This window comes from Frigoribacterium sp. R86507, assembly GCF_044597695.1.
GTDB lineage: Bacteria > Actinomycetota > Actinomycetes > Actinomycetales > Microbacteriaceae > Frigoribacterium.
This window is the reverse complement of record NZ_CP139002.1, coordinates 1,757,619-1,775,795: the sequence shown is the minus strand read 5'-3', so window position 1 is coordinate 1,775,795 and position 18,177 is coordinate 1,757,619. Positions and strand designations below refer to the sequence as shown.

General features: G+C 73.3%; 15 protein-coding genes. 7 read left to right on the top strand and 8 right to left on the bottom strand.

All coding sequences use genetic code 11. The annotated features are described in order from the left end of the window. Positions 1 to 44 precede the first annotated feature (44 nt). Positions 45 to 221 carry a hypothetical protein gene (locus tag SJY14_RS08420; RefSeq protein WP_396598686.1) on the top strand — a complete coding sequence of 59 codons (177 nt, stop codon included), beginning with the start codon at positions 45 to 47 and terminating at the stop codon, positions 219 to 221. A gap of 19 nt (positions 222 to 240) precedes the next feature. Then, positions 241 to 1,353: an epoxide hydrolase family protein gene (locus SJY14_RS08415; protein WP_396598685.1), complete on the top strand. Its 1,113-nt coding sequence runs from the start codon at positions 241 to 243 to the stop codon at positions 1,351 to 1,353. Positions 1,354 to 1,426: 73 nt separating this feature from the next. Here SJY14_RS08415 and SJY14_RS08410 read toward each other — a convergent pair whose 3' ends face one another. Both SJY14_RS08410 and SJY14_RS08405 read right to left on the bottom strand, forming a co-directional pair. Beyond that, positions 1,427 to 1,810, bottom strand: coding sequence for a cupin domain-containing protein (locus SJY14_RS08410; protein WP_396598684.1), 384 nt, complete (start codon positions 1,808 to 1,810; stop codon positions 1,427 to 1,429). A 105-nt stretch (positions 1,811 to 1,915) separates the two neighbouring features. Continuing rightward, positions 1,916 to 2,947 (bottom strand): alcohol dehydrogenase catalytic domain-containing protein, encoded by a 1,032-nt coding sequence (locus SJY14_RS08405; RefSeq protein WP_396598683.1) that lies wholly within the window; start codon positions 2,945 to 2,947, stop codon positions 1,916 to 1,918. A gap of 79 nt (positions 2,948 to 3,026) precedes the next feature. Here SJY14_RS08405 and SJY14_RS08400 point away from each other — a divergent pair, with 79 nt between their 5' ends. Together SJY14_RS08400 and SJY14_RS08395 are read left to right on the top strand one after the other, a co-directional pair. Continuing rightward, positions 3,027 to 3,548, top strand: coding sequence for a DoxX family protein (locus tag SJY14_RS08400; RefSeq protein ID WP_043594835.1), 522 nt, complete (start codon positions 3,027 to 3,029; stop codon positions 3,546 to 3,548). A gap of 103 nt (positions 3,549 to 3,651) precedes the next feature. Next, positions 3,652 to 5,775, top strand: coding sequence for a RecQ family ATP-dependent DNA helicase (locus tag SJY14_RS08395; RefSeq protein WP_396598682.1), 2,124 nt, complete (start codon positions 3,652 to 3,654; stop codon positions 5,773 to 5,775). 104 nt (positions 5,776 to 5,879) lie between these two features. On the opposite strand, the gene SJY14_RS08390 is transcribed toward SJY14_RS08395, so the two are convergent. From SJY14_RS08390 to SJY14_RS08380, 3 genes are all read right to left on the bottom strand, one after another. After that, positions 5,880 to 7,466, bottom strand: coding sequence for a flavin-containing monooxygenase (locus SJY14_RS08390; protein WP_396598681.1), 1,587 nt, complete (start codon positions 7,464 to 7,466; stop codon positions 5,880 to 5,882). After that, positions 7,463 to 8,464 carry a zinc-binding dehydrogenase gene (locus SJY14_RS08385; RefSeq protein ID WP_396598680.1) on the bottom strand — a complete coding sequence of 334 codons (1,002 nt, stop codon included), beginning with the start codon at positions 8,462 to 8,464 and terminating at the stop codon, positions 7,463 to 7,465. Before SJY14_RS08385 ends, SJY14_RS08390 begins: the two co-directional genes overlap by 4 nt. Before the next feature lie 195 nt (positions 8,465 to 8,659). Then, on the bottom strand, positions 8,660 to 10,264 hold the full coding sequence (locus SJY14_RS08380; RefSeq protein ID WP_396598679.1) for a cation:dicarboxylate symporter family transporter: 1,605 nt from the start codon (positions 10,262 to 10,264) through the stop codon (positions 8,660 to 8,662). A 173-nt stretch (positions 10,265 to 10,437) separates the two neighbouring features. Between SJY14_RS08380 and SJY14_RS08375 the strand changes: the two genes are divergently transcribed. Next, on the top strand, positions 10,438 to 12,198 hold the full coding sequence (locus SJY14_RS08375) for an ATP-binding protein (RefSeq protein ID WP_396598678.1): 1,761 nt from the start codon (positions 10,438 to 10,440) through the stop codon (positions 12,196 to 12,198). Beyond that, positions 12,195 to 12,908, top strand: a complete 714-nt coding sequence (locus SJY14_RS08370) for a response regulator (protein WP_396598677.1) — start codon at positions 12,195 to 12,197, stop codon at positions 12,906 to 12,908. The genes SJY14_RS08375 and SJY14_RS08370 overlap by 4 nt, the downstream gene beginning before the upstream one ends. Positions 12,909 to 12,949: 41 nt before the next feature. Here SJY14_RS08370 and SJY14_RS08365 read toward each other — a convergent pair whose 3' ends face one another. Together SJY14_RS08365 and SJY14_RS08360 are read right to left on the bottom strand one after the other, a co-directional pair. After that, positions 12,950 to 13,717 (bottom strand): hypothetical protein, encoded by a 768-nt coding sequence (locus SJY14_RS08365; protein WP_396598676.1) that lies wholly within the window; start codon positions 13,715 to 13,717, stop codon positions 12,950 to 12,952. A gap of 91 nt (positions 13,718 to 13,808) precedes the next feature. After that, on the bottom strand, positions 13,809 to 15,083 hold the full coding sequence (locus SJY14_RS08360) for a hypothetical protein (RefSeq protein WP_396598675.1): 1,275 nt from the start codon (positions 15,081 to 15,083) through the stop codon (positions 13,809 to 13,811). Positions 15,084 to 15,182: 99 nt separating this feature from the next. Here SJY14_RS08360 and SJY14_RS08355 point away from each other — a divergent pair, with 99 nt between their 5' ends. Beyond that, entirely contained in the window at positions 15,183 to 15,539 is a 357-nt protein-coding gene (locus SJY14_RS08355) for a hypothetical protein (protein ID WP_396598674.1), read from the top strand. Positions 15,540 to 15,621: 82 nt separating this feature from the next. Here the strand turns inward: SJY14_RS08355 and SJY14_RS08350 are convergent, their stop codons facing one another. Beyond that, complete coding sequence (locus SJY14_RS08350; protein WP_396598673.1) at positions 15,622 to 18,156, bottom strand: glutamate--cysteine ligase; 2,535 nt, start codon at positions 18,154 to 18,156, stop codon at positions 15,622 to 15,624. Positions 18,157 to 18,177: the final 21 nt, after the last annotated feature.

Genomic DNA, 18,177 nt, shown 5'->3' with positions numbered 1-18,177 from the left:
CGCCCCACCGCGACCTGCCCTGTCCGGCCGGAACCTGCCGACGAGTGCCCAGCGGGATCGTCGACTACGTCGGCGCCCGGCGCGGCACGACGGTCTTCCTGCACGAATCCGAGCGGGACGACGCCGCCGCCCGGGACGCCCTCGTCCTCGACGCCGTCGACACGGTGGCTCGCGCCGTCCTCGGGAACGCGCCCCGCGCCTCCTCGGGGGCGACGGCCTGATCGCGGGAAGATGGGCGGCATGCACCTCACCGTGTCGGATGCCGACCTGACCGACCTCCTCGACCGTGTCCGGTCGACCCGGTGGGCGACCGGCTGGCCCGTGGACGCCTGGGAGGCGGGCACCGACGAGCACGAACTGCGCCGGCTCGCGCGGCACTGGGTCACCGGCTTCGACTGGCGAGCCCGCGAGCGCCGGATGGCCTCGCTGCCCTGGGGCTCGGTCGACCTGGACGGCACCCCGCTGTCGTACCTGCGATTCGACGGTGAGGACTCGAAGCGGCTACCCGTGGTGCTGACCAACGGCTGGCCGAGCACGGCACTGGAGCTGGTCGACCTCGCTCGGCGACTATCGCGACCGTCCGAGCACGGAGGCGATCCCGACGACGCGATGACGGTCGTCGTCCCCGCGCTGCCCGGGTTCCCGTTCTCACCGCCACGGCCGACCGTCGGCGACCAGACGCACGAGCTGTGGCACCGACTGATGAGCGACGAGCTGGGGTTCTCGCGGTACGTCGCCCACGGAGGCGACCTCGGGGCAGGCATCACGTCACGTCTCGCTCAGAGCCACCCCGAGGCGGTGGCCGGCATCCACCTGCTCGCCGTCGGCTCTCCCCCGGAGTACGACCCCGCCGGTCTCACGCCCGAGGAACGCGCCTACCTCGACGAGGTCGCTTCGTGGTCGGCGACCGAGGGTGCCTACGAGCACCAGCAACGGACCCGCCCGCTCACCCTCGCACCCGCCCTGTCGGACTCACCCGTCGGCCTGCTCTCGTGGCTGCTGGAGAAGCACCGGGCGTGGAGCGACTGCGGCGGCGACGTCTCGACGCGGTTCAGCGACGACTACCTCCTCGAGCTCGCCTCGCTGTACTGGTTCACCGGCTCGGCGTCCACCGCCCTCCGCCCCTACTGGGAGCACGCCGCCGGACACACGACTCCGGTGACCCGGGTGACCGTCCCGACCGCACTCGCCGTGTTCCCCCACGATCTGGTGCATCCCCCGCGTCGCTGGGCACAACGGACCCATGACGTCGTCCGCTACACGGAGATGCCGCGGGGTGGGCATTTCGCACCACACGAAGAACCCGAGCTGCTCGCGGCCGACATCACCGCGTTCGTGCGCGACATCCGCTGAGCCGGGGCCCACCGGGGGACGATCGGTCGGGCGAGCGCCCGAGTCGGCGAGCGCCGGGGCGGGCGTCGTCGGCTCAGCGGAAGTCGCCGACCTGGCGGTCGACGGGCACGGTGCGGTCGACGACGACGTCACCGGTGTGGGCCGTCGTGGTGGTCTCGACGAGGACGATCTCGACCTCCTCGTCGGCGACGGGGTTGTGCTGCACGCCCCGCGGGACGACGTAGAACTGGCCCGGGGTGAGCACCACCTCGTGGTCGTCGGGAAGCTGGATGCGCAGGGTGCCCGAGACGACGAGGAACATCTCGTCCTCGGCGTCGTGGGCGTGCCAGACGAGTTCGCCGAGCAGTTTCGCGACCTTCACGTACTGGTCGTTGACCTGCCCGACGACCCGAGGCGTCCAATGCTCGGTCACCTGTCGGAGTTCGGCCGCGACGTCGATTCCCTGGAGAGCAGTCATGGGGCCATTCTCCCCGGACAGGCGGGCTCGTACGTCACGCCGATCGGCATGCTCTGCCTGATCTGGCTGAGCATCACCGACCTGCGGCGGCTGAGGTAGGTCCGGTCAGAACACCGCCACCGTCATGCCGGCCGTGACCGCCGGTCGATCCATGGCGGCCAAGGCGTCGGGCAGGTCGTCGAAGGCGATCGTCCGGCCGATGGACTCCTGCGGCCGCAGTCGACCCGCGACGACGTCGTCGATCATCGCGGCGTACTCGCCGACCGAGATGCCGTGGCTTCCGAGCAGTTCGAGCTCGTCCGCGATCACCCGCCCCATCGGGATCACCGGGGCGGCCTCGTCGTCGAGCAGCAGGCCCACCTGGACGTGCCGCCCCCTCGGCCGGAGGGACGCCACGGACGCCGCCGACGTCACCCGGCTGCCGAACGCGTCGAGCGCCACGTCTGCCCCTCCGCCGGTGAGGGCTCGCACCCGGTCGACGGCGAGATCGTCCATCGGGACGACCTCTGCACCGAGGGCGGCGGCCCGCTCGAGGGCGGCGGGCGAGATGTCCGACGCCACCACCCGCGCGCCGGCGGCGACCGCCACGGCGACCGCGGAGAGACCCACTCCACCGCAGCCGAAGACGGCCACCCGTTCCCCCGCCTCGACCCGCGCCCGGGCGTGCAGCGCGTGGTACGCCGTGCCGAATCGGCAGCCGAGCGCCGCCGCCTCGACGAATCCGACCTCGTCCGGCAGGGCGATGACGTTCACGTCGGCGTGCGGGACGACCAGGGACTCGGCGTACGACCCGGGAAGCGTGAAGCCGGGCTGCTGCTGACGGGAACACACCTGGGTGGCACCGGCACGGCATTGGTCGCACGTGCCGCACGCGAAGACGAAGGGGGCCGTCACGCGGGTCCCCACGACGACCCGGGCGACGTCCACGCCGACGGCCGTCACCACGCCCGCGAACTCGTGACCCGGCACGTGCGGAAGGCGCACCGAGTCGTCGTGGCCCTTCCAGGCATGCCAGTCGCTCCGGCACACCCCCGTGGCCGCGACGCGGACCACGACGCCGTGAGCCGGCGGCACGGGTGCCGGGAGGTCGACGATGGTCGGAACCGACCCGAACTGGTCGTACTGAACGGCGCGCATCTACCGATCCTGACACGAGCGGGCGGACCGGACACCCCCACCGCGGACGGTGAGGGCCCACACCGGGTAGGAACGGTGCATGAGCCTCGCATCCACCCTCCTCCGCCTGACCGTCGGCGGTTTCTTCGTCGGCCACGGACTCCAGAAGCTGACCGGCGCCTTCGACGGGCCGGGCCTCGCCGGCACCGAGCAGATGATGGCCGGCACGGGAATGCACCCCGCAGCGCGCAACGCCCGTCTCGTCGCCGTCACCGAGACCGCCGGTGGCGCCGCCCTCGCCCTCGGTGCGGCGACACCGCTCGCCGCCGCCGGCATCGTCGGCACGATGGTCACCGCCGTCCGCAAGGTGCACCTCGCCAAGGGCCCCTGGGTGACCGAGGGCGGCTACGAGTACAACGCCGTCCTGATCGCCGCCGCCGCAGCCCTGGCCTCCGGCCCCGGCGGCCCGTCGGTCGACCAGCTCTTCGGCAAGAAGTCGTGGGGCGCCGGCGGAACGGTCTTCGCCCTCGTCGCCGGAGTCGTCGCCTCGTTCGTCGCGGTCGAGCTGGGCAAGCGTGCGACTCCCCCGGCCGAGCCGGGCTCGGACTCCTCGGCGGGCTGACCCGCCCTCCTCGTCTCGTCCCCAGGGCGCGACCACCCGGTGACGGGTGGTCGCGCCCTCCGTCCGTCAAGCGGGTGACGGTGGGCTCTGCGACCATGGGCCCATGACACCGACGAGCACCGCGACCGACATCGACGCCGAGGCCCTCGAACTGTTGCGCGCGCTCACGGGGCGCGACGACGCCGTCTTCCACGACGGGCAGCTCGAGGCCATCCGGGCCCTCGTCGCCGATCGCCGTCGGGCCCTCGTCGTGCAGCGCACCGGGTGGGGCAAGTCCGCGGTGTACTTCATCGCCACCCTGCTGCTGCGCCGACGCGGCACCGGCCCGACCCTGCTCGTGTCGCCCCTGCTCGCCCTGATGCGCGACCAGGTGGCCGCCGCCGCCCGGGCCGGGGTGCGGGCCGTCGCGGTCAACTCGGCGAACGCCCACGAGTGGTCCGACGTCCAGCAGCAGCTCGTCGACGACGAGATCGACGTTCTGCTCGTCTCCCCCGAGCGACTCAACAACCCGCGGTTCCGCGACGAGCAGCTGCCCGTCCTCATCGCCCGGCTCGGCATGCTCGTCGTCGACGAGGCGCACTGCATCTCGGACTGGGGCCACGACTTCCGACCCGACTACCGTCGCCTCGCCGACCTCATCCGCACCCTGCCCGCGGGCGTGCCCGTCCTCGCCACGACCGCCACGGCCAACGCCCGCGTCGTGGCCGACGTCGCCGAGCAACTCGCCGTGGGGCCGGGCGACGAGGTCCTGACCATCCGCGGATCACTGGCGCGCGCCTCCCTGCGTCTCGGGGTCCTGCAGCTGCCGACGTCGCGCGACCGCCTCGGCTGGCTGCTCAGCCACCTCGCCGACCTGCCCGGCAGCGGCATCATCTACACGCTCACCATCTCGGCAGCCGACGACACCGCCCGCCTGCTGCGCGAGGCCGGGCACGACGTGCGGTCGTACTCGGGACGTACCGACCCCGAAGAACGCGAACAGCTCGAACAGCGCCTCAAGGGCAACGACCTCAAGGCCCTGGTCGCGACGAGCGCCCTCGGCATGGGCTTCGACAAGCCCGACCTCGGCTTCGTGATCCACCTCGGCGCGCCGTCGTCGCCGGTCGCGTACTACCAGCAGATCGGGCGTGCGGGTCGCGCGACCGACAACGCCGACGTCCTGCTGCTGCCCGGCACCGAGGACGCCGAGATCTGGCAGTACTTCGCCACGGCCTCGATGCCGTCCGAGGCACGGGCGGCGGCCGTGCTGGCCGAGCTGAGCGAGACGCCACTCTCGACGCCCGCCCTCGAGGCGCGGGTCGACGTCAAACGCACACCGCTCGAACTCATGCTCAAGGTGCTCGACGTCGACGGCGCCGTCCGCCGGGTGCAGGGCGGCTGGGTCAGCACGGGCGAGCCCTGGGTCTACGACGCTGAACGCTACGACCGCATCGCCGCCGCCCGGGTGGCCGAGCAAGAGTCCATGCTCGCGTTCGAACGCGGCGAGACCTGCCGCATGCAGATGCTGCAGGTCGACCTCGACGACCCGGCCGCCGAACCCTGCGGGCGGTGCGACGTCTGCGCGGGCACCTGGTACCCGACCGACATCGCCGGCGAGGCGGCCACCTCGGCCGCGAGCACGCTCGACCGGGTCGGCGTCGAGATCGACCCCCGGGCTCAGTGGCCCACGGGGGCCGACCGGGCCGGGGTGGCCGTCAAGGGCAAGATCCCCGACGGCGAACGGGTCGAGCCGGGTCGTGCGCTCGCCCGACTGACCGACCTCGGCTGGGGCAACACGCTGCGCGAGGTCTTCGCGGCGAACGCCCCCGACGCTCCGCTGTCGAAGCACCTGCTCGACGGGGTCGTCCGTGTCCTGAAGGAGTGGCCGTGGGCCGAACGGCCCGTGGGCGTCGTGGCGATGCCGTCGACGTCACGGCCGCAGCTCGTCGGTTCGCTCGCCGAGGCGATCAGCACCGTTGGGCGGCTGCCGCTGCTCGGCACGCTCGGCAGCGCCCGCCCCTCGGCCGGTCGAGGCCAGGGCGGCAACAGCGTCTACCGATTGGCCGACGTCTGGCAGTCGTTCGAGATCGGCCCCGAACTGGGCACGGCCCTCGCCGAGGTGACCGGGCCGGTGCTGCTCGTCGACGACCTGGTCGACAGCCGCTGGACGCTCACGGTGGCCGGGCGGGAGCTGCGCCGCGCCGGTGCCCCCGCCGTCCTGCCCTTCGCCCTCGCGGTGGTCGGCTGAGTCCGCCGTCCTCGTCCGAGGCCCCCGGGCCGCAGGCGACGACGGGCACGACACCGGGCACGACGCCGGGGCGACGCCGCGGGCCGCTCAGCCGTCGACGAGCATCACCGGCCGAACTGCATGCCGTCACGGGTCAGGGTGCTGTGTCGCATCAGCCAGACGTCGCGCGGGTAGTTCTGGTGCATCCGCCAGGGTGACCGCGACCCTTGTCGGGGCATCAGGTGCACCCCTCGTGACACGTACCCGCTCGTCAGGTCGATCAGCGGGCTCGTCGGCCCCGGCCGCTCCGGCGCGATCGGCACGACGGATCGGAACCCGTGGCGATCGGCGTGACGGAGCAGACGGGCGACGTAGTGCACGACGAGGTCGATCTTCAACGTCCACGACGCGTTCGTGTAGCCGATCGCGAACGCGAGGTTCGGCACCCCCGACAGCATGAATCCCTTGTAGGTCAGCCGCGTCGCCGGATCGACCTCGACCCCGTCGACGGACAACCGCATGCCGCCGAACAACAGCAGGTTGAGCCCGGTGGCCGTGACGACGACGTCCGCGGGCACCTCGTGAGCCCGCTGGCCGTCGCGACCCGCGACCCGGACGCCGCCGGGCGTGAACGAGTCGATGTCGTCGGTCACGATCGACGCCGACCCCGAGCGCAGCGCCCGGAACAGGGCCCCGTCCGGGGTGATGCAGAGGCGCTGGTCCCACGGGTCGTAGCTCGGCTGGAAGTGCCGGTCGACGTCGAAGTCGTCCGGCAGGCGCCGGGCCACCTGGGCCCGAAGGAACGCCTTCATCTTCTCGGGCGACCGTCGACTCGTCTGGAAGCTGAGCAGAGCCATGCCGATGCTGCGCCACCGGATCAGCCGGTCGTCGACGCCCTGCGGCAGCAGCCGACGCCAGGCCCGGGGCTCCTTCCGACGCGAGGGAAGCGAGAGCACGTAGGTCGGCGACCGCTGCAGCATCGCCACCTGCTCGGCACTCTCGGCGAGGGCGGGCACCAGCGTCACCGCCGTCGCTCCCGATCCGATGACGACGACGCGCTTCCCGGCGACGTCGAGGTCCTCGGGCCAGTGCTGGGGGTGCACGACGCGACCGGCGAACGACTCCTGCCCCGGGAACGCGGGCGACCAGCCCTCGTCGTAGCGGTAGTAGCCGGAGCACACGAACAAGAACGAGCACGTGATCGTGACGCGACGGGACGCCGGGGCGGCACCCGCGCCTCCTTCGCTCAACGCGTCGGCGGCGGCGGGCGACCCGCCCGGCCCGGCCGTGCTCCCGACCTCGATCGTCAGGGTCCATCGGGCGTCGGCCGACGACCAGTCGGCGGCGACGACCCGGTGCCCGAACCGGATCAGCTCGGCGATGCCCGTCTCGTCGGCCGTGTCGCGGACGTAATCCCGGATCGCGGCGCCCGGCGCGATCGCGCGAGCGTCCCGCCAGGGGCGGAACCCGTAGCCGAGGGTGAACATGTCGCTGTCCGAACGCACGCCCGGGTACCGGAACAAGTCCCAGGTGCCCCCGACCGCGTCGCGCGCCTCGACGACGGCCAGACTGCGTCCGGGGAAGTCCCGGTGCAACTGCGCCGCCACCCCGACTCCGGAGAGACCGGCCCCGACGACGAGCAGGTCGACGTGCTCGGCGGGGCGATCGTCGCCGTCGTTCGGAGCCGAGGAGGCGCGGGTCGCGTCGCTCACGGGACCAGCACGATCCGGATCGGGTCGCCTTCCTTGCGCTCGAGCATCTGGACCGCCCGCTCGGCCTCGATCAGCGGCACGGTCGCGCTGACCGACTTCGAGAAGTCGAGCCTCCCCCGGGCCGCCAGGGCGACGAGCGTGGTGACGTCGGCGGGCTCGGAGCCGTAGTGGCCGAGGACCTGCTGCTGCAGGAAGCTGAACTTCGTGCCGTCGGTGATCGTGATCGGTTTGTCCGACAGACCGACCAGCGTCAGGCGTCCGCGGTACCCGAGACAGGCGATGGCCTGCTCCCGCACGGCGGGCACGCCGGCGAAGTCGAAGGCCCGGGCGAGGCCCCGGCCACCGGTCGCGCGGCCGAGCGCCGTCGCGAAGTCCGGGTCGGCGGGGTCGAGCGCGAGGTCGGCGCCGAAGTCGAGGGCCCGGTCCCGCGCACCGGGCAGGGGGTCGACGGCGATGATCGGCGCGGCCCCGAGCAGGGCGAGCAGCTGCACGGCGTGGGCGCCGAGGCCGCCGATGCCCCAGACGCCGACCGCCGTGCCGGGCCGAGTGTCGGCCGTCGTGGTGAGCGCCGCCCACGGTGTCGACACGGCGTCGGGGATGAAGCAGGCCTGCTCGAACGGCAGGGAGTCGGGGATCGGCACGACCGTGTCGGCGCGGGCCACAGCGAACTCGGCCCAGCCGCCGTCGTAGTCGACGCCGCGGGTGAAGACCTGCCCGTCGCGCTCTTCTCCGGCCTGCAGCAGCACGCGGTCGCCGACGGCGACGTGCGTGACACCCTCGCCCACCTGGTCGACGGTGCCCGCGACCTCGTGGCCGAGGGTGACGGTGTCGCCGGGCAGGTTCAACGGCGTGAGCGAACCCTGGATCAGGTGCACGTCGCTGAGGCACACGCCGGCGGCGGCGACGGCGATGCGCACCTGCCCCGGGCCGGCGTCGGGGGTGGGGACCTCGGTGACCGAGAAGTGGCGGGTGGTGACGTCGAGGCGTCCGGCGAGCATGGTGGCTCCGTCCTGCGGGGCCCGGTCGGTCGGCTCTGACCGCGGGGCGTGACCGCACATCGGGTGCGACGGTACGCCTCCGACACGGATGTTGCACGCTGCATCGCCCAGGCACGGCGAGACCCCAGGAAGTCACCGAGACCCCCGCGCGCGCACGGGGGTCTCGGTGACTTCCTGGGGTCTCGGGCCGGCGGACTACCGCCGGCGGGGCTCGTCGTCGGGGCGCGCGTCACCCGCGGGGGCGTCGGCGAGGTGCTCGTCGGCCCGGCGACCGTCGGTGCCGACCATGGCGTGCAGCGAACCGGTCGAGATGCGGTCGGGCGAGGTGCCCTCGAGCGAGCCCAGCCCACCCGTGCGGCCGTCGAGCAGGCGCGCGCCGGCCCGGTCGGCCGGGTCGGCCGGGTCGGCCGAGTCCGAGGCCGAGTCCGAGGCCGAGGCCGAGGAGGCGCCGTGCCCGTCCGCGTTCATGGTCGCCTCGTCGAAGGGCGCGCGACCCGACAGCACGGTCTCGACACGGTCCTTGTCGATCTGCTTGGTCCAGGTGCCGACGAGGATCGTCGCGACGGCGTTGCCGGTGAAGTTGGTCAGGGCGCGCGCCTCGGACATGAACCGGTCGATGCCGACGATCACACCGACGCCGTCGACCAGGTCGGGGCGGTGTGCCTGCAGACCGCCGGCCAAGGTGGCGATGCCGGCGCCGGTGACGCCGGCGGCACCCTTCGACGCGATCATCATGAAGAGCAGCAGCGAGACCTGTTCGCCGACGTTGAGCGGCGTGCCCATGGCGTTGGCGATGAACAGCGACGCCATGGTCAGGTAGATCGCGGTGCCGTCGAGGTTGAACGAGTAGCCGGTGGGCACGGTGATGCCGACGACCGGCTTCGAGACGCCGAGGTGCTCCATCTTGGCGATGAGGCGGGGCAGAGCGACCTCGCTCGACGACGTCGAGACGATCAGCAGGTACTCGCGTCCGAGGTACTTCATCACCCGGAAGATGTTGACGCCCGTGGCGAGCTTGAGGATCGTCCCGAGCACGACGGCGACGAACAGGATGCAGGTGATGTAGAACGCGACCATCAGGGTGCCGAGCGCCACGATGGCGGCGACCCCCGTTTCGCCGACGACCGCGGCGATGGCGCCGAAGGCACCGATCGGGGCGACCCACATGATCATCGCGAGGATGCGGAACACCAGCACCTGAAGGTTGCGGACGCCCTCGAGGATCGTCGTGCCGCGATCGCCCATGCGCTGCAAGGCGAAGCCGACGAGCAACGCCACGAACAGCGTCTGCAGGATGGAGCCGCTGGTGAGCGACGACACGAGCGTCTCGGGGATGATGCCGAGCAGGAACCCTGCCGTGCCACCGGCCTCCTCGGTGGCGGGCGCCTCGTATCCGGTCGAGCCGATCATCAGGCCCTCGCCCGGGTGGATCAGGTTGCCGACCACGAGGCCGATCGCCAGGGCGAAGGTCGACATCGCGATGAAGTAGCCGAGCGCGAGCCCGCCGACCTTGCCGACGGTCGCCGCCTTGGCGATCGAGCCGACGCCGAGCACGATGGTGCAGAAGATCACCGGCGCGATCATCATCGAGATCAGCGACACGAAGGCGGTGCCGATCGGCTTGAGCTGCACCGCGACCTCGGGGGCTGTGAGGCCGACGACGATGCCGGCCGCGACGGCCACGATCACCGCGATGTAGAGCCAGTGCGAGCGGTCGATCCGACGTCGGGCGCGGACGCCGCCCGCCGTCGTCGTTCCGCCGGGGGTGGGGGTCTGCGGGCCCTTGTGCGTCTTTGCCATGGGGGTCTTCCTCGAGCTCGTGACCGGCGGCGTCGTCGTCGACGGTCGTGCGGGGTTCGTTGCCGTGACTCTGGTCGGTCGCCGGGTGGGCGTCGACGTTGTGGTCATACTGGTCGCGCCGGTCGTGCGTCATGATGGAGCCCGGCCGCAGCGCAGCGAGGAGCCCGCCCGAGATGACCGTCGATCCCACCCGGTGGAGCATCGCCACCCGGCTCTTCGCCCTGCTCGTGGTCTTCGTCGTCGCCGTGACCGTGCTCGCGACGGCGTGGACGGTCCGTTCGGCCCGCGACGACGCCGACCGCTCGGCCGCGCGGGCCTGCCTGGCCCTCGCCACCTCGATCGCCGACAACCCGTACGTCGTCGACGCCCTCGGGACGTCCGACCCGAGCGCCCGCCTGCAGCCCTACGCCGTGGCCCTGATGAGCGACACGTCGACCGACTTCGTCACGATCATGCGACCCGATCGCACCCGTCTGACGCACCCCGACCCCGACGAGATCGGCCGACCGTTCGTCGGCACGATCGCGCCGGCCCTGCGCGGGGACTCGTTCACCGAGACGTACGCCGGCACCCTCGGCCCCTCGGTGCGCGCGGTGGTGCCGATCGAGAGCGACGGCGAGGTCGTCGCCCTCGTCTCGGCCGGGGTCACGGTCGACACCATCACGCAGTCGGTCGGCGAGCGGCTGCCGCTCGTGTTCGCCGCCGCCGGGGCGACCGTGCTGCTCGGTGGCGTCGTCTCGTGGCTGCTCAGCCGCTACCTGCGGCGGGTGACCTGGGGTCGCGGCCCCGAAGAACTCGCGCGGATGTTCTCCTACTACGAAGGGGTGCTGCACTCGGTGCGTGAGGGGCTCGTGCTCGTCGACGACCGTGGCCGGCTGACGCTCTACAACGACCAGGCGGCCGAACTGCTCGACCTGCCCCCGGGAGGCATCGCGGCGCCCGTGCCGCTGTCCGAGCTGCGACTGCCCGCCTCGCTGCGCGAGCTGCTCGCCTCCGGACGCCGCGCCTCCGACGAGGTGCACGTGACCGACGACCGCGTGCTCGTGGTCAACCAGGAGCTCACCGAGCCCACCGACGGCCCGCCCCGCCCGACGCCCGCGACCGGTCGGGCAGGCGCGGTACCGGCAGGAGGCGCGGCGTCGGTGACCGGCGCGGCCCGCCCGCGCTCCCGCCGCACGCTCGGGACGGTGACGACCCTGCGCGACCACACCGAGCTCACCCACCTCACGGGCGAGGTCGAGACCATGCGCACCCTCTCGGACGCGCTGCGGTCGCAGACCCACGAGTTCTCGAACCGGTTGCACACCATCGTCTCGTTGATCGAGCTCGGGCGCGGTGACGAGGCCCTCCGGTTCGCGGCCGACGAGCTCGACCTCGGCCAGCGGCTCGCCGACCGGGTCGTGGCCTCGATCGACGAGCCGACGCTCGCCGCCCTGCTGCTCGGCAAGGCGGCGCAGGCCCGCGAACGGTCGATCGAGCTGCGTGTCGACGTCGAGCCCGACCTCGGGACGATCGACGTCGAGCCCGGGGACCTCGTCACGATCCTGGGCAACCTGATGGACAACGCCTTCGACGCGGTGGCGCCGACGCTCGCCGCCGACGCTCTCGACCCCGCCGGCCGACCGGCCCGGCCGCCGCGGGTCGAGGTGACCGTCGCCCGGATCGAGGGCGGCGTCCAGCTCGACGTCGAGGACGACGGTCCGGGGCTGGACGACGTCGAGCTCGCCTTCCGCCGCGGGTTCAGCACGAAGCCGGCGGCGCCGGGCGGGCGCGGCATCGGCCTCGCGCTCGTGCGTCAGGCCGTGGGTCGGGTCGGGGGTCGGCTCGACGTCGCCACGGGATCCGACGGGACCACCTTCTCGGTGCTGCTGCCCGACCGACGGCCGGACGACGCCGACGCCACCGCCCGACGTCGGGGCGGGGTGCGGTCGTGACCCGCGCCTCCTCGTCCGGCGACCGGGTGCGCGTGCTCGTCGTCGAGGACGAGCCCCTGACCGCGGAGGCGCACGTCGCCTACCTCGAGCGGCTGGACGGTTTCGAGGTGGTGGGCCGCGCCCGCGACGGACGCGAAACCCTCGACGCGGTCCGCACGGCCGGCGGGCCCGACGGAGCAGGCCTCGACCTCGTGCTGCTCGACATGAACCTGCCCGACACGCACGGCCTGCAGCTCTGCCGGGCCCTGCGCGCGGCGGGCTCGACCGTGGACGTCATCGCGATCACGGCCGTGCGCGACGCCGCCGTCGTGCGGACGGCGGTGTCGCTCGGCATCGTCCAGTACCTGATCAAGCCGTTCACCTTCGCGACCTTCGCCGACCGGCTCGGGGCCTACCGGTCGTTCCGCGAGTCGCTCGCCGCCGGGCAGGGGCAGGTGACCCAGTCGGACGTCGACTCGGGGTTCGCCACCCTGCGACGGGCGCCCGCGCCGACGCTCGCCAAGGGCCTCGCGCCGGGCACGCTCGAGCAGGTCGTGGCGGTGCTGCGTCGAGGCGGGTCACCGTCGGCGGGAGAGGTGGCCGACGTCGCCGGGGTGTCGCGGGTGACCGCACGCCGGTACCTCGAGCACCTCGCCGACACGGGGGCGGCGACCCGCGAACCCCGGTACGGCAGCCCCGGCCGACCCGAGCACGGCTACCGCTGGAACTGACTGGGCCGGATGCCCGGTGATGCTCGGCGGGCGCCCGGAGCTCAGCGCCGGACGAGCCGCGCGATCTCGGGCAGTGCCGCGAGGGTGCCGGACGCCCCGTGCTGGTCGGGGTCGAGCGCGAGCCGCCTCAACCCGGCACGCGTGTAGGTGCCGACGTCCGTCACGAAGTCGGCGGGCGCACGCCAGACCAGCCGGTCGGCGGCCGACGCGTCGAGGCCGCGGGCGAGGGCGGCGTCCCGGGCGCGTTCGGGCGAGGTGAAGGCGAGCAGGGTCGGGGTGCCCTCGTCGACGACGGCGAAGGGCTTCGAGGCCCCGGCCGGGCCGCGGTCGACGAACCACCAGGCCTCGAGCCGGAACGCCGAGCGCCAGAGGGCGACCGGGTCGTCGACCACGACGGCCGTGGTCCGCACCGGCGTCGCGTCGACCGCAGGAGGCGGCATGACGACCGGTGCCGCGCTGCCGGGAGCGACCCGAGGAGGCGCGGGGCGCGTCGACGGCATCGGTCCCGCCGGCGGGGCGGCCCGGTCGACGACCTTCGCGAGTCGGGCTCGACGGCGCTGACCCACCCCGATCCGCACGAGCACGACGCCGCCGGCGACGAGGACGGCGACCACGGCCAGGGCGACCACGACGTCCACGGACGACTGCCGGCCGGGCGCCACGAGTCCGACGAGCAGCACCGACGCACCGATCGGCGACCCGACCACGGCGATCGCGAGCAGCACGACGCCCCAGGTGAGCGTGGCGGTGCCGGACGAGCCGCGAGGGCTCGACGGGCGGCGGGGGTCGGACGGGTCGGAGCTCGGCATCGCCCCAGCGTAGGGCGGCCGGCCGGGTGTGGTCCGGGAGCGCAGGCGGTGCCCGACGCGACCCCACCCGCACTCCCCGAGGGTCTGCGGCCTACTCGGCCGCGCGGGACCAGCCGAGCCCACGGGCCTCGACCAGGCGGTGCAGCACCACGGTCATGGCGGCGAAGTCGGTCGACCCGAGGGCGTCGGTGAGGACGACGTAGGCGTGCGCGGCGTCCGCCGGCAGCGACGGCGTCGCGCGGGTCGGATCGACCAGGCGGGTCGTCCCCTCGCTGCCGGCGTGACGGCGCACCTCGTCGTGGTCGCGCAGGTGGAAGTTGACGAGCCGTTTCCCGTCACCGATCGCGAACAGGCGGGCGATGATCGAGAGACGTTTCATCGGCCGACCGGCCGCACCGGCGAGGTTGCCGGCCGGCCCGTCGACCCAGCTCACCCGGGTGACCGAGTCCCACGGCACGACGACGCTGCCGTCGATGACGACGGCGGACGCGTGGACCGACAGGGACGGCCGTCCCCGCCGACGCGCGGCCCCGACGTACTCGGAGAACGTCGCGATCGGCAACAGCGTCGGCAGGAGCCAGAGGGCGACCACGATCCAGAGGAGCGCCGTGCTGGTGATCGCCCACGTCACGAGGGCGGCCAACAGGGCGAGGGCGAGGAGGACGCCGATCCCGGTACCGACGAGCTGACGCCGGAGCCGCCGACCGTCGTGGGCGACCACGAGCACCGGTGCGTCCGTCGGCGGGGCGAAGCGGTCCGGGCCGACCGGCGACGGGGCCGGGATCGGGATCGGGGCGGGCGGCGCTGCCGGCGATGCCGTCGCCGCTGGCGTGGCTGCCGCCGGCGGCGGCGATGCCGAGGCGTCCGCCGAGCGCCGCGCCTGCCGATCCAGGCCGAACCTTCGCATCGCGTCGAGTGCGCCCAGGGGTGCGTAGGGCCCCTTCCCCTCGACGTCGAAGAGCACGCCGAACACGCCGGCGCGCTCACGCGCGACGGCATCGTCGACGAAGCCGCTCGACGGCAGCGCGAGGAGCCGGCCCGCCTCATCCTCCGACAGTCCTCGCGCGAGGCCGTGCTGTCGCGCCCGCTCGGGCGAGGTGAAGGCCAGGACCATCAGACGTCCGTCGACGTCGACCACCAGGGGCTGCACGTCGGGCAGTTCACCACGCGCGATGAACCACCAGCGGTCGAGGGCGAAGAGCGCGTCCCAGAGGTCGGCCTGGGCATCGGTGTCGTCGATGCCCCGCAGTTCGGACACCCGGGTCAGCTCGTCGATCCGTTCACTCGTCGCCCGCATCTCGTCGTCTGACGGCGGCGGGGGCAGGGGGACTCGGCCCGAGTCAGGCAGAGGGGTCTGTTCACTCATGGGCCCAGCGTAGGGGAACGGCGAAGTCGACCGAGAGATCCTCATGGCCCACCGCCCAGGGTGATCGACGGAGCCGCCCGTCGGCATTACGCTCCGACCATGGCCGACACGCGTGGACCCCAGATCGTCCGAGGCGACCCCGAGGTGACCCGGGCGACGCTCGACCTCAAGCTGCCGGTGGCGATGCTGCCCGGTCTCGTGCGTCGGGCCCTGCAGGCGAGTCCGACGTTCTCGCTGGGCGACTCCGACGAGACGGGGGCCACGCTGCTGCGCCGGTCGGCCTCGGCGGGTGGCGCGGATACCGTCCGCCTCGACTTCACCGCGTCCGAGAAGGGCACCCGGGTCTCGGCCGAGGTCCACTCCCCCGGCGGCACGATCGGCACGTCGGTCAAGCGCCGCGACGACGACACCACCGCCCTGTTCGACGCGATCGCGAAGGCCGCCGGACCCTTCTGACCGGTGCCGGGGCACGGGCCGACACCGCGCCTCCCGACGCCTTTTGACGTCTTCCGACGTCTTCCGACGTCTCCCCGGCGACTCAGCCGCCGACGATCCAGGTGTCCTTCGCGCCCCCGCCCTGTGACGAGTTGACGATCATGCTGCCCTCGGGCGCCACGCGGGTGAGCCCCAGGTCGGCCAGCACGCTCTCGCCCGCCCCGGTGCCGGTGAGGTAGACGAAACAGCGCAGGTCGACGTGCCGAGGCTGCAGCCCTGTCGAGGTCAGGGTCGGGTGCGACGACAGCCTCACGACCTCCTGGGCGACCCAGCCGGACGGATCACGGGCGATGTCGGCCCGACGCTCGGCCACGACCGCCGCGCTCGCCGAGGGCCCGATCAGGACGCCCCGACCACCCTCGCCGTCGACCGGCTTCGTGACGAGCTCGCCCACCCGGTCGAGCACCGCGATCCGCTCGGCCGGGTCGCCGGTCCGGTAGGTCGGGACCGACTCGAGCAGCGGACGCTCCCCCAGGTAGTACCAGATGAGGTCGGGCACGGCGCAGTACATCGCCTTGTCGTCGGCGAGCCCGTTGCCGGGGGCGTTGGCCAGCACGACACCGCCCGCCGCCGCCACGTCCATGAGGTGCTCGCCGAGCAACGGGTCGTGCGGCGCGTGCACGTCGACGAGCTCGCGGTCGAGGCGCAGGTAGAGGGCATCGACGACGGTGCCGGTCCTGCGGTCGACGACCCGCGCCTCCTGCACCTCGACGTCGTCGGCCTGCAGCAGCAGCAGCCCCGCGCCCTCGGCGAGGGTGCGGTGCTCGTACCAGGCCGGGCTCGTGGGGCCCTCGCTGAGGACCGCGCCGACCGGATCGCCGCCACCCCGAGGAGGCGCGGCGTGCGCCAGCAGCGTCGCCCGCAGCACCGCGAACACGCTCGTCGGGTCGAGCAGTCCCGCCGGCCGCGGAGCGTCCGGCACCACCTCGTCGAGCAGGCGTCGCACCGCGATCGAGAACGCGGCCCCGCTCGGCGCCCGGACGTTGTCCTCGAGCACCCGCCAACCACCCAGCTCGTCGCGCACCAGGTCGAATCCCTGCACCGCGGCCCGCACGGCGTCCGCGGGCAGCCGGGCGGCCTCGTCCCGCCAGCCCGCCGCCCCGACGACCTGCTCGTGCGACAGCACGCCGTCCGCCACGACCCGACGCTCACCGTAGGCGTCGCGGAGGAACGCCTCGATCGCCCGGGCCCGCTGCGTCAGACCGGCCTCGAGCCGGCTCCACTCGTGCCGCGTGACGATGCGGGGCACGAGGTCGCAGTGGAACGCGCGGTGGTCGCCGCCCACGCCGAATCCGAGACCGGCCCGCTCGCACCAGGCGTCGCGTGCGACGGCTCGGGCGTGCGCCTCGGTCGCACCGAGCTCCTGGAAGAACCCGGCGACGTCACGGTAGGCCGGGCGTGGGTGCAGCCCCGGACCGATCGCCTCGTCGCCGGCGCGGAACCGGTACCCGACGAGGGTCGGCGCCGGGGCGTCGAGCCCGGCGGCGGGGCCGTGCGTCTCGCGGACGACCAGGTCGACCACGTCGTCGAGCCGTCCCCGCTCGGCGAAGGCGGCGCGCTGCCGGTCGGCCGAGTTGCCGCGGGCGAGCGTGGCCTCGGCGAGATCGCTCACGGTCTGCCAGTCGCCGAACTCCTCGAGCTGCGGGCGCAACCGTGTCACGAGCTGCCGGACGGCCTCGGCTGCGGGCAGCCGAGACGGGTGCTGCTCGAGGTCGAGCAGCTCACCACCGAGCCCGCTGCGCGCCGCCTGCCACATCGCGGCGCGGTGCAGCGGGGCCGCCCGGTGCTCGGCGGGGCGACCGGCCTCGACGTCCGTCTCGGCCCGACGCACCGCGGCGCGGTAGAGACCGGCGATCAGCACCGCGTCGTCGACCAGCGGGCAGGCGTCACAGATGCGCAGCTCCAGGGTGGGCGCGTGACTAGACGGACGGACGTCGAAGTAGGCCATGCCGCTGTCGGCGATGACGCCCGATCCGATCAGGTCGGCGAGCAGCCGGTCGTACTCGGCGGCGTCGGCCATCGGCCCGGTCGCCCCGGCGCTCGGCCACCGCTGCCAGATGAGCGAGCGGATGCTTGCGTAGCCGGTGTCCTGTCCGTTCCAGTAGGGCGAGCTGGCGCTCAGGGCGAGCAGGGCCGGCAGCACGGGGGCGATCCGCCCGGCGATCTGCACGGCGAGATCGCGGTCGGCCACCCCCACGTGGATCTGCAGGCCGCAGATCAGCTGCTCGTCGACGAGCAGGCGGTACTGCTCGTGCATGCGTCCGTAGCGTCCGGTCGTCGTCAGTTCGAAGTCGGCGAACTCGCTGCGCGGGGCCGTGCCCACGGCGCCGATGGCGAGCCCCTCGACGGTGGTCACCTCGACCAGGTCGCGACGGAGGGTCAGGATCTCGCGCCGCAGGTCGTCGAGCGTGGTCACGACGGGCACGTTGGTCTCGATCGTGGTGCGCTGCAACTCCGCCCCGTAGCGGTCGGCGGGCAGCCGCGTCAGGAGGTGCGGTGCACGGGCCGACAGACGCTTCGTCTCGAGGTCGATCAGGTGCAGCTCTTCTTCTGCCCCCAGCGTCAGCTCTGCGCTCATGCCTGCACAGTACGGGCGTGA

What these genes read in the sequence shown, in the direction of transcription:
- SJY14_RS08365 (WP_396598676.1), bottom strand. Translation starts at nt 13,717, where the DNA reads ATGCCGAGCTCCGACCCGTCCGACCCCCGCCGCCCGTCGAGCCCTCGC.
- SJY14_RS08355 (WP_396598674.1), top strand. Translation starts at nt 15,183, where the DNA reads ATGGCCGACACGCGTGGACCCCAGATCGTCCGAGGCGACCCCGAGGTG.
- SJY14_RS08405 (WP_396598683.1), bottom strand. Translation starts at nt 2,947, where the DNA reads ATGCGCGCCGTTCAGTACGACCAGTTCGGGTCGGTTCCGACCATCGTC.
- SJY14_RS08380 (WP_396598679.1), bottom strand. Translation starts at nt 10,264, where the DNA reads ATGGCAAAGACGCACAAGGGCCCGCAGACCCCCACCCCCGGCGGAACG.
- SJY14_RS08360 (WP_396598675.1), bottom strand. Translation starts at nt 15,083, where the DNA reads ATGAGTGAACAGACCCCTCTGCCTGACTCGGGCCGAGTCCCCCTGCCC.
- SJY14_RS08375 (WP_396598678.1), top strand. Translation starts at nt 10,438, where the DNA reads ATGACCGTCGATCCCACCCGGTGGAGCATCGCCACCCGGCTCTTCGCC.
- SJY14_RS08395 (WP_396598682.1), top strand. Translation starts at nt 3,652, where the DNA reads ATGACACCGACGAGCACCGCGACCGACATCGACGCCGAGGCCCTCGAA.
- SJY14_RS08415 (WP_396598685.1), top strand. Translation starts at nt 241, where the DNA reads ATGCACCTCACCGTGTCGGATGCCGACCTGACCGACCTCCTCGACCGT.
- SJY14_RS08350 (WP_396598673.1), bottom strand. Translation starts at nt 18,156, where the DNA reads ATGAGCGCAGAGCTGACGCTGGGGGCAGAAGAAGAGCTGCACCTGATC.
- SJY14_RS08410 (WP_396598684.1), bottom strand. Translation starts at nt 1,810, where the DNA reads ATGACTGCTCTCCAGGGAATCGACGTCGCGGCCGAACTCCGACAGGTG.
- SJY14_RS08400 (WP_043594835.1), top strand. Translation starts at nt 3,027, where the DNA reads ATGAGCCTCGCATCCACCCTCCTCCGCCTGACCGTCGGCGGTTTCTTC.
- SJY14_RS08385 (WP_396598680.1), bottom strand. Translation starts at nt 8,464, where the DNA reads ATGCTCGCCGGACGCCTCGACGTCACCACCCGCCACTTCTCGGTCACC.